This is a genomic window from Actinomadura sp. 7K507, from assembly GCF_004348425.1.
In the GTDB taxonomy this organism is placed as follows: domain Bacteria; phylum Actinomycetota; class Actinomycetes; order Streptosporangiales; family Streptosporangiaceae; genus Spirillospora.
The window spans coordinates 1-8,756 of the sequence record NZ_SMKK01000318.1 but is presented as its reverse complement, the minus strand read 5'-3'; the positions used below and the strand labels follow the sequence as shown (position 1 = coordinate 8,756).

Annotated in this window: 7 protein-coding genes; 5 read left to right on the top strand and 2 right to left on the bottom strand. The window is 72.0% G+C overall.

The features are described 5' to 3' along the window. Nucleotides 1–693: SWIM zinc finger family protein (locus E1285_RS40805; RefSeq protein ID WP_132159964.1), on the bottom strand; the 693-nt coding region annotated here is incomplete at its 3' end. Further along, nucleotides 693–3,707, bottom strand: coding sequence for a DEAD/DEAH box helicase (locus tag E1285_RS40800; RefSeq protein ID WP_132159963.1), 3,015 nt, complete (start codon nt 3,705–3,707; stop codon nt 693–695). The genes E1285_RS40800 and E1285_RS40805, both read right to left, overlap by 1 nt. Before the next feature lie 105 nt (nt 3,708–3,812). Here E1285_RS40800 and E1285_RS40795 point away from each other — a divergent pair, with 105 nt between their 5' ends. From E1285_RS40795 to E1285_RS40775, 5 genes are all read left to right on the top strand, one after another. After that, nucleotides 3,813–4,595 (top strand): enoyl-CoA hydratase-related protein, encoded by a 783-nt coding sequence (locus tag E1285_RS40795; protein WP_132159962.1) that lies wholly within the window; start codon nt 3,813–3,815, stop codon nt 4,593–4,595. A 126-nt stretch (nt 4,596–4,721) separates the two neighbouring features. Continuing rightward, the gene (locus E1285_RS40790; RefSeq protein WP_132159961.1) at nt 4,722–5,504 is read left to right on the top strand and encodes an SDR family oxidoreductase; all 783 of its coding nucleotides are present in this window, start codon (nt 4,722–4,724) and stop codon (nt 5,502–5,504) included. A gap of 208 nt (nt 5,505–5,712) precedes the next feature. Beyond that, nucleotides 5,713–6,663: an acyl-ACP desaturase gene (locus E1285_RS40785; RefSeq protein ID WP_132159960.1), complete on the top strand. Its 951-nt coding sequence runs from the start codon at nt 5,713–5,715 to the stop codon at nt 6,661–6,663. 99 nt (nt 6,664–6,762) lie between these two features. Continuing rightward, complete coding sequence (locus E1285_RS40780; RefSeq protein WP_132159959.1) at nt 6,763–7,599, top strand: serine/threonine-protein kinase; 837 nt, start codon at nt 6,763–6,765, stop codon at nt 7,597–7,599. A gap of 51 nt (nt 7,600–7,650) precedes the next feature. Beyond that, nucleotides 7,651–8,756 (top strand): serine/threonine-protein kinase (locus tag E1285_RS40775; protein ID WP_132159958.1); only part of this gene is annotated, 1,106 nt, incomplete at its 3' end.

The window sequence follows — 8,756 nt, the reverse complement described above, 5'->3', positions numbered from 1 at the left end:
GGGTGTGGCCACCTGGAGGACGAAGCCGGGCGGGACGTGAGGTGTGGCCGGGCGGTCGCGGAGATGGGCCATGCCCGACGGGGGTGTCCAGAAGCCAGTGGCCGTGAGGGGCTCGTCCTCCATGGCGAGGGGGTCTGGCTCGGTTTCGGTGCCGCGTCTCAGGGCCGCCAGGAGTTGGTCTTTGCTCCGGCCGTTCCATTCGAGGATGAGGAACGGGTCGTCGTCGAACGCCTCGGCCAGCAGGTACAGGACGGCCGCGGCGTGCTTGCAGGGGTCGCCCCAGTCGGGGCAGTCGCACATCAGGTGCAGGTCGGACGCCGAGCCGGGGAAGAGGGCGAGGCCCAGTTCGGCGAAGACCCACTCGATCTCCGGTGGCATCTCCCCGGCCAGCAGGCGGGCGCGGAACACCGCGCGGGACGCCAGTTCCTTCTCGACGGCCCTCCAGTCCGCCTCGTCGATCGCGTCGATGCCTAGGGCCACCTCGTATGGCTCCGGTGCCGAGCCGTGCACCTTCGCCGTCACCTCGTACGGCGCGACCTTCAGGTCGAACACCATGCCCTTGCGCGCGTACGTCCGGCCGCGTGACAGGCGGCCCTTGTCGGCGAACGACTCAAGGAGGTCGATGAAGCGGCGCGACCACCACTGGGCGCCGATCGAGCCGCGCTTGTTGCGGGCCTTGATGCCCTCGGACATCAGTCGCTCACCGCCTCGGGGGACAGGCGCAGGACGTCGCGCAGTTCAGCGACGGAGAGTTCTGTGAGCCAGTCTTCTCCGGTGCCGACGATCGACTCGGCGAGGGCCTTCTTGCGCTCGATCATCTCGTCGACGCGCTCCTCCATCGTCCCGACGCAGATGAACTTGCGGACCTGGACGTTGCGGGTCTGCCCGATCCGGAAGGCGCGGTCGGTGGCCTGGTCCTCGACGGCCGGGTTCCACCAGCGGTCGACGTGCACGACGTGGTTCGCGGCCGTCAGCGTCAGTCCCGTCCCGGCGGCCTTGAGGGACAGGAGGAAGATCGCGGGCTCGTCGTCGTCCTGGAAACGCTGGACGAGGTCGTCCCGTCCCTGCTTGGACGTCCCGCCGTGCAGCCACAGCACGGGACGTTCCAGGCGGGCGGCCAGATAGGGCTGGAGCATCGAGCCGAACTCGGCGTACTGGGTGAAGACGAGGGCCTTCTCGCCCTGCTCCAGGACCTCGGCGCAGATCTCTTCCAGGCGTTCGAGCTTGCCGGAGCGACCGGGGAGCCGGGACCCGTCCTTGAGCAGCTGCGCCGGATGGTTGCAGACCTGCTTGAGCTTGGCCATCGTCGCCAGGACGAGCCCGCGCCGCTTCTTCTCCTCCGCCTCGGCGATCTGCTGGAGCATGTCGTCCACGGTCGCCTGGTAGAGCGACGCCTGCTCGGTGGTGAGGTTGCAGTAGACCTTGATCTCCTGCTTCTCCGGCAGATCCGAGATGATCGACTTGTCGGTCTTGAGGCGGCGGAGGATGAACGGCTGCGTCGCCCGCTTCAGTCCCAGCGCCGCCTGCTCGTCGCCCTCGCGCTCGATCGGGATCGCGAACCGCTGCCGGAACGCGCTGCGCGGGCCGAGCAGCCCGGGGTTCGCGAACTCCATGATCGACCACAGCTCGGTCAGGTGGTTCTCGACCGGGGTACCGGTGAGCGCGATCCGGGTCCGGGCGGGGATGCTCCGCACGGCCCTGGCCTGCCGCGTCCCGCTGTTCTTGAGCGCCTGCGCCTCGTCGCAGATGATCCGCTCCCAGCCGATCTCCGCGAGCGTCTCCGCGTCGCGCGCCGCCGTTCCGTAGGTGGTCAGCACGAGGTCGGCTCCCGCGACCGCCTCGGCGAGATCCTCGCCGCGATGCCGCCCCGTCCCGTGGTGGACGTACACGCGCAGCTTGGGCGTGAACCGCGCCGCCTCCCGCTGCCAGTTCCCCACCAGCGACATCGGCAGGATCGCCAGCGTCGGATCGGGACGCGCGCCGTTCTCCCGCTCGTGGACGAGCAACGAGAGAACGGAGATCGTCTTCCCGAGCCCCATGTCGTCCGCAAGTAGGGCACCTAGCCCCAACTCGTTCATAAACGTCAGCCAGGCGAGGCCGCGCTCCTGGTACGGCCGCAGTTCGGCGTCCAGTTCATCGGGGGTCCTCATCGGGGTGAGGCGGCGGTCGGCCTCGCCGGACAGCAGGTCGCCGAGTGCGCCGTGCGCGTCGACGCCGGTGAGGGGCAGGGCGTCCTCGTCGGCGTGAATGACCGCGCGGATCGCTTCGGCGGCGGACATCCGGCCACGGCGGGGGTGGCGCAGGAAGTCGAGGGCGGCTTCGAGTTGCCGTTCGTCCAGCTCGACCCACTGGCCGCGCAACCGGACGAGGGGCGTCTTCAGGCGGGCCAGTTCCTCCAGCTCGGCCTCGTCGATGCTGTCGTCCCCGATGGCGAGGTCCCAGCGGAAGTCGACCATGGCCTTCATGTCGAAGCCCGAGGCCACGGCCGCACCGGACGACGCCTCCGGGTCCTCGCTGCGCGTCGACAGCTTCATGCCGAGCTTCGCCTTGCCCGCCCACTGGGGGAGCAGGACGCCGAACCCGGCGGCGGAGAGCATCGGGGCCGCCTGGCGGAGGAAGCGGAACGCGCCGGCGGTGTCGAGGACCAGCTCGTCCGGCGTGGGGCCGTCCAGTGAAGGGGCCAGGTCGGGGAACAGGCGCAGCGCGCGGCCGAGGCCGGTGAGGAGCGTCTCCTCGGCATCCGCGACCGAGGTCGCCTCGCCCGCCCACACCATCGCGGCGGGCACGTAGAGGCTGGGGTCGTCGGTGCCCTGGAGGGCGAACTCGACCCGCCAGGAGTCGTCGTCCTCGGGCTCCTCGGCGAGCCCTTCGTCCTCCGCGTCGAACTGCTCCGCGCCGGGCTCCGCGAGGCGGAAGCACACGCGCAGGGGGCCGGACGGGCGGCGCGCGGCGGCGGCCCAGGCGTCCAGTTCGGCGATCAGGTCGCCGGGGTCGTCGCGCGGCTCGCGGGCGACCCCGGCGGACGGGCCGGTCAGGGCCGCGACCCAGCGTTCGGCGAGCGGCAGCCGGTCGGGCTCCTTGCGCCGCGACACCAGCAGCGGATGCGGGACCACGCCCCGGACGGCGGTGTCGACCAGGCCGGACAGCGCCTCGCGCAGCACCTCGCCGGCCGGACGTCCGCCGTCGGCGGCGCGGCACGCGGCGGGCATCGCGCGGGCCAGCGCCCGGAACCGGGCCGGGTCGTCGATCACCGGGCGCCAGCGGGCCACGAGGTCGCCGTCCTCGCGCAGCAGCGCGGGCAGCACCTGGCCGCGTCCGGCGAGATGCACGGCCTCGTCCGCGATCATGCAGAGGAAGCGCAGGTCGGTACCGGGGACCACGTCGGCGCTGTGCTCGGCCGCCTGGAGCAGCGCCATCGCGGGGAACGGCTCCAGGACGAGGGCGGGCACCCTCCACGGGCGCAGTTCGGGCTCGTCCCGCACCGCCTCGGGACCCAGCTCCGCCGAGGGCAGCGGGTGATCGCCGAGAGTGGGAAGCGTCATGGCCAGCTCGACACGGAACGCGTCCCGCACGAGCGGCTCGTAGGACGTCCCGCTGAAGTCGCAGGTCGCGAACGGGTGGACGTCCGGTGAAGGCTCGTACGGGCCGGTGCGCTCGGCCCAGAGGCACAGCGCACCGCCATGCCAGGTGGCGTGGGCGGCGAGCATGGTTCCCGAAGCTACCAGCAGCCTCCGACGTCCCGCCCGTCACCGCGGCGTCGCCCCTGGTTAGGCTCGAAACGTTCCGCCGCCGAGTTTCACAGGAGGGTCGCCGTGGGCGAGTTCGTACGGGTCGAGGTCCAGGACGGGATCGCGACGATCAGGCTGGACCGTCCGAAGATGAACGCCCTGAACGCCCAGATGCAGCGGGAGCTGATCGACGCGGCCCGGGAGGTCACCCAGGACGAGACCGTCGGCGCCGTCGTCCTGTACGGCGGGGAGAAGGTGTTCGCGGCCGGCGCGGACATCAAGGAGATGGCCCCGATGTCGTACGCGCAGATGTCGGCGGGCCACTCGCGGCTGCTGCAGGACTTCGCCAAGGCGCTCGCCGCGATCCCGAAGCCGGTCATCGCCGCGATCACCGGGTACGCGCTCGGCGGCGGCCTGGAGGTGGCGCTGACCGCCGACTTCCGCGTCGCGGGCGAGGGCGCGAAGGTGGGGCAGCCGGAGATCCAGCTCGGCATCATCCCCGGCGCGGGCGGCACGCAGCGGCTGTCCCGGCTGATCGGCCCGTCCAAGGCCAAGGACCTGGTGTTCTCCGGACGCCACGTCAAGGCGGGCGAGGCCCTCGACATCGGCCTCGTCGACCGGGTCGTCCCCGACGCCGACGTCTACACGGCCGCCAGGGAGTGGGCGGCGACCTTCGTCGGCGGCGCGGCGATCGCGCTGCAGGCCGCCAAGCAGGCCATCAACGCGGGCCTGGAGGTCGACCTCGCCACCGGCCTGGAGATCGAGCGGACCCAGTTCGCCGCCCTGTTCGCCACCGAGGACCAGGCCAGCGGAATGAAGAGCTTCATGGAGGAAGGCCCCGGCAAGGCGAAGTTCACGGGCCGCTGACCGTCCGCTCCCGCGCGCCTCCGGGACGGCGTGCGGGATGCCGCGAAACTTGTGGGTCGAAACGTTACGTGTGTTTTTGGGCGTGCCGCCCGGGGGCGTGAAGATCGGCCGATAGCATCTCGCGCCATGCGACACGCGTACCGGACCGCGCTCGTGACGGGCGCGTCCAGCGGCATCGGCGAGAGCTTCGCCCGCCTCCTGGCCGCCCGCGGCACCGAGCTGGTGATCGTGGCGCGCCGGGCCGACCTGCTGGACGGGCTGGCCCGCGAGCTGGTCGAGCGGTACCGGGTCGCCGTGGAGGTGGTCGCCGCCGACCTCACCGACCCCGGCCAGCGCGCCGAGGTCGAGGGGCGGCTGCGCGCCGACCCGGTCGAACTGCTGGTCAACAACGCCGGGTACGGCGCTTTTGGAGCGTTCGCAGAGCTGCCGCTGGACGACCATCTCGCGCAGATCGAACTGAACGTGGCCTCGCTCGTGCGGCTCGCCCACGCCGCCGTGCCGGGGATGGTCGAGCGCGGCCGCGGCGGGGTGCTGAACGTCGCCTCGATGGCGGGGTTCGCCCCTTCGCCCGGCAGCGCCACGTACGGGGCGACCAAGGCGTACGTGGCGGCGTTCTCCGAGAGCCTGCACGCCGAGGTCGCCTCCAGGGGCGTCCATGTGACCGCGCTGTGCCCCGGGTTCACCCGCACGGAGGACGAGCAGCCCGGCGGGCACGGCCCGTCCAACCTGCTGTGGCTGCGCCGCGACGACGTGGCGCGGGCGGGGCTGGACGCGGTGTCGTCCGGACGTGCGCTGTGCATCCCCGGCATGCAGTACAAGGCCGCGTTCCCGGCGCTGAAGCTCGTCCCGAGGCCGCTGCTCAGGGCCGCGGTGAACCGCATGTGGCAGCAGGCCGCCGACTCAAGGTGAGGAAGCGGTCACGCCGCTTTTGCTCGGATCTACAAAACTCGCCGCCGGCGGCTTGTCACGGTGTCGGCTTGACGGGAGTCGAGCCGAATGGCGACCATCGAACCTACGCTTGAGTAGGTTTGTGGGTATGGCCTGCTGGGCAGCCCTTACCTCCTGCGGACGCGGGCGGTGCCGCCCGGCGAGACCAGTCGTCTAGTGAAGGAACCGCATGTCCATGACCCCCGAAGAGAAGTTCCAGACCGGCCTTCTGCTCGACCTCGAGCCGGTGGTCGAGAAAGAGCTGAACCGGCACCTGTCGATGGCCAAGGAATGGTTCCCGCACCAGTACGTCCCGTGGAGCGAGGGCCGCGACTTCGACGGTCCCCTCGACGGCGAGCCCTGGTCGATCGAGCAGTCCAAGCTGAGCCTCGAGGCGCGCGAGTCGCTCATCGTCAACCTCCTCACCGAGGACAACCTCCCCGGCTACCACCGCGCCATCGCCACCGTGTACGGCCGCGAGGGCGCCTGGGGTACCTGGGTCAACCGGTGGACGGCCGAGGAGAACCGGCACGGCGTCGCCCTGCGCGACTACCTGACCGTCACCCGCGCGGTCGACCCGATCGCGCTGGAGCGGGCCCGCATGCACCACATGGAGGCCGGCTACGAGGCCGACCACGGCGACTCGTTCCTGCACGGGACCGCGTACGTCTCGTTCCAGGAGCTCGCGACCCGCGTGTCGCACCGCAACACCGGAAAGGCGTCCGGCGACCCCGTCTGCGAGCAGATGATGACCCGCATCGCCGCCGACGAGAACCTCCACATGATCTTCTACCGGAACCTGATGGGCGCCGCGCTGGAGGCCACGCCGAACGAGACGATGCGGGCGATCACCGACGTCGTGACGACGTTCCACATGCCCGGCCACAGCATCGACGGCTTCCTGCGCAAGTCCGTCGTCATCGCCAACGCCGGCATCTACGACATGCGGCTCCACCACGACGACGTCCTCGTCCCGGTGCTGCGCAAGTGGAACGTCTTCGACCGCACCGACCTGTCCGGCGACGGCGAGAAGGCCCGCGAGGAGCTCGGCGAGTTCCTGGAGCAGCTCGACGCCTCCGCCACCAAGTTCGAGACCCGCCGGGAGGAGCGCCGCGCCCGCCAGGCCGCGCGCAAGGGCTGACCACTCGGCCTCTCCCGGAGGTTCCTGGGGGTTCCAGGAGGCCGTCCCCCTGGGGAAGACGGAGGGAACGCGAACCGCGTTCTTGGCGTCAAAAGGGACATGGGGACGCATCGGCGACTGGGCGGGTATCGGTTGCTGGACGAGATCGGCCGGGGGAGCACCGCGGTGGTGCACCTGGCGATGGATCCCCGCGGCCGGGAGGTCGCGGTGAAGGAACTGAGCCCGGAACTGGCGGGGGAGCCGGAGGCGATCTTCCGGCTGGCCCGGGAGATGTCGGCGCAGGCGCGGGTCCGCAGCGAGTACGTGGCGCGGCTGCTGGACGGGGAGGTCGCGGCGGAGCGGCCGTACGTGGTGATGCAGTACGTACCGGGCTGCCCGCTGAGCGACCTGATCTCGGCGTACGGGCCGCTGCGGCCCGACCGGCTCGTCCGGTTCGCGCGGCGGCTCGCGCTCGCGCTCGGGGACGTCCACGATTCGGGCGTGCTGCACCGGGACGTGGCGCCCGGCAACGTGATCGTGATGGGGGAACGGCCGACGCTGATCGACTTCGGCATCGCGCACGAGTCGGGCGCCGAGCAGGTCACCAGGCGGGGGATGGTCGTGGGGACGCCCGCCTTCCTGGCGCCCGAGCTGATCGAGGGGGAGCGCGCCACCAGCGCGTCGGACGTGTTCTCGTGGGCGGCGACGGTCGCTTGCGCCGCGACGGGCCGGCCGCCGTTCGGGCGGGGGTCGCTGCACGGCGTGTGCTTCCGCATCCTGCGCGGCCACGCCGACCTCGACGGCGTCGCGGAGCCGCTGGCCGGGCTGCTGCGGGCGGCGTTCCGGCGCGACCCGTCCCGGCGCCCCTCCGCGCGCTGGTTCGCCGGCGCGCTCGCGGGCCTCGTCGCGGACGGCGACCGTGGCGACACCCCAGGTGACGGGGTGGTGGCGGCATGATGCCGATTAGATCTTCCCGCCCGGATCGGCGAAGGTAGGGTTTCGGAAACGATGAAGGGAGTCGTCACGTCCGGGGACCGAATCGGCCACTACAGCGTGCTCCAGACCCTGGGGGAAGGGGGCATGGGCGTCGTCTACCTCGGCGCCGACCCCGAGGGGCGCAATGTGGCCATCAAGGTGCTGCGGCCCGCGGTGGCGGGGGACGCCACGGCGCGTCGCCGGCTCGCCCGCGAGGTCGACTCGATGCGGCGGGTGCACAGCCCGCACGTGGCCGAGATCCTCGACGCCGACGTGACGGCCGAGCAGCCCTACATCGTGACCCAGTACGTGCCCGGCCAGACGCTTGAGGAGATCGTCGAGGATTCGGGGCCGATCTACGGGCAGGCGCTGCAGCGCCTCGGGGTGGGGCTGGCGTCGGCGCTGTCGGCGATCCACGGCGCCGGGATCGTGCACCGGGACATGAAGCCCGGGAACGTGATGCTCGTCGACAGCGAGCCCGTCGTGATCGACTTCGGTATCGCGCAGACCGCGGAGGCGACGCGGCTGACCGCGACGGGGATGGTGATCGGCACCCCCGGCTACCTGGCCCCGGAGATCATCGAGGGCGAGGACGCGGGCCCGCCGTCGGACGTGCACGCCATGGCCGGGACGGTCGCCTACGCCGCGACCGGCCGCCCGCCGTTCGGCTCCGGGACGTTCGAGTCGATCTTCTACAAGATCATGCAGGGGACGCCGGACCTGGAGGGCGTGCCCGACGCGCTGCTGCCGCTGCTGCGCTCGGCGATGGCGCGCAACCCGGCCGAACGTCCCACCGCGGTCAACCTGGTGCAGCTCACCCGGCGGATCCACATCGAAGCCACCATCACCGACCAGACGCGGGTCGACCGGCACTATCCGGCGGCCGGTGCGGCCGCTGCGGCCGGAGGCGCCGCCGGTGCGGCGGCCGCCGCAGGCGTGTCCCAGCCGGTGGAGGAGCCCGAGGCGGACCACTCGCGCCAGTTCTCCATGCCGGCGACCGGGCCCGCGCCGCACGACGCGCCGGCGCGTCCCACCACGCCGGGGTCGACCGCGATCCCGGCGCCCGTGCCGACGCCCGCCCCGGCGCCGGCGCAGCCCAGCGACTTCCTGGGGCAGCTGCCGCCGGCGGCGCCCCCGCC

Excerpts from the sequence above, each read along its gene's own strand:
- E1285_RS40800 (WP_132159963.1), bottom strand. The coding sequence starts at position 3,707 with ATGCTCGCCGCCCACGCCACCTGGCATGGCGGTGCGCTGTGCCTCTGG.
- E1285_RS40790 (WP_132159961.1), top strand. The coding sequence starts at position 4,722 with ATGCGACACGCGTACCGGACCGCGCTCGTGACGGGCGCGTCCAGCGGC.
- E1285_RS40785 (WP_132159960.1), top strand. The coding sequence starts at position 5,713 with ATGTCCATGACCCCCGAAGAGAAGTTCCAGACCGGCCTTCTGCTCGAC.
- E1285_RS40780 (WP_132159959.1), top strand. The coding sequence starts at position 6,763 with ATGGGGACGCATCGGCGACTGGGCGGGTATCGGTTGCTGGACGAGATC.